Genomic DNA, 1,398 nt, shown 5'->3' with positions numbered 1-1,398 from the left:
GGCGCAGGGGGTTTCAGTCGAAGGTGCAGCCGGTGACGGGTTTGTCGGCGAGGCGGTCGAGCAGGTAGGTGATCGCGTTGTCGGGGCCGAATCCGTCGATCATCTCGGGTCCGAAATGGTTCGGGATGGTGGCGCCGGGCAGGATCGGTGGCAGGTCGTTGGTGCGGAAGGTGACCGTGGCGCCTTTCGCGCACCAGTCCTCGGCCAGCCGGCGGGCCTGGCCGTAGGGGACGGTGTCGTCGTTCAAACCGCTGGTGATCAGCACCGGCGTAGCCGGGAGCAGATTCCCCACGCGCAGTTCGGCCAGGGCGGGAGCCGCCTCCGGGATCGCCGCGAGATGTTCGGTGAGCGAGCGGCCGTCGTTGGTCAGCGAACCGGTCTTCATAAAGGGATGGCGGGTGATGATGTCACCGATACATTCGTCACCGAGCGTTTCCAGCATGGCGCGCCCGGCGGGACTGGTCACCCGGTCCAGCGCCTGGTGCAGCTCGGGATAGCGCGCGAGCAAACCGTTGATCGCGAACCCGATCGCACCGCCGATCAACGCCCCATCGATGCGTTCCAGGATCGCGGCCAGATCCGCGACCGGCCCACCCGCCCAGCTGCCCTTCAGATTCAACTCCGGCGCGTACACCGGCGCCATCTCCGCCGCCGCCGCGGTCGCACCGCCACCTTGGGAATAACCCCACAACACCACCGGAGTCTCAGCACCCACACCGGCCAGCTTGTGCGCCGCACGGACCCCGTCCAGCACCGCGTGCGCGGCCTCGATCCGGTTGGCGTAGGTGTGGATTCCCGGCGTGCCCAACCCGATGTAGTCGGTCACCAGCACCCGGGCACCCAGCCCGCTCCACACCGCCGAAGCCGGTAGTTCCTGGTTCGCCGACAACCCCGGCGAGGGATCGGTGAACACCGTCATCCCGGTGGAGAACGCCACCGACATCGCACAACGATCACCCTGCCCCGAAGTGCCCGGAGCGATCACCACCGTCGGACGCGGACCCGGCCCCTGCCACGGACCGGTAGCGTCGATGAACGTTCCCGACACCGCCACCGGCGACCCGTCCTGCAACCGGCTGACATACATGACGTGCTGCGCCCTACCCGGCCACCCCTTATCCGTCGGCACCGTCGCGAACAACGCCATCGGCGCGGTCTTCACGATCGCACCCGGCTCCGACGGAATCCGCGCCGGCGGGAGATAGAAATCGCTGACCGGGGCCGCCGCCGCCTCCCCGGTATCCACCCCCACCACGGCTACCGCGGTAGCACACGCCACGGCCACCACCCCCGCCACCACAACGGCCCACCGCCGCCACCCCGACCGAGACTGCCCCTGCTGTCGCTGCATCGATAACTCTCCATGAACTCCACCCGGCACCGTCGCCGAAGTGTCCT

General features: G+C 68.6%; 1 protein-coding gene. It reads right to left on the bottom strand.

What is annotated here, in order from left to right; genetic code table 11:
* Positions 1–13: 13 nt before the first annotated feature.
* Entirely contained in the window at positions 14–1,351 is a 1,338-nt protein-coding gene (locus IU450_RS39230; RefSeq protein WP_195154774.1) for a lipase family protein, read from the bottom strand.
* Positions 1,352–1,398: the final 47 nt, after the last annotated feature.

The sequence above is a fragment of the Nocardia abscessus genome, assembly GCF_015477775.1.
GTDB lineage: Bacteria > Actinomycetota > Actinomycetes > Mycobacteriales > Mycobacteriaceae > Nocardia > Nocardia abscessus_A.
Note: the sequence above shows the minus strand (reverse complement) of the source record. Positions and strands in the feature narration are given on the sequence as shown.

Coding starts and splice junctions, on each gene's coding strand:
- IU450_RS39230 (WP_195154774.1), bottom strand. CDS start 1,351: ATGCAGCGACAGCAGGGGCAGTCTCGGTCGGGGTGGCGGCGGTGGGCC.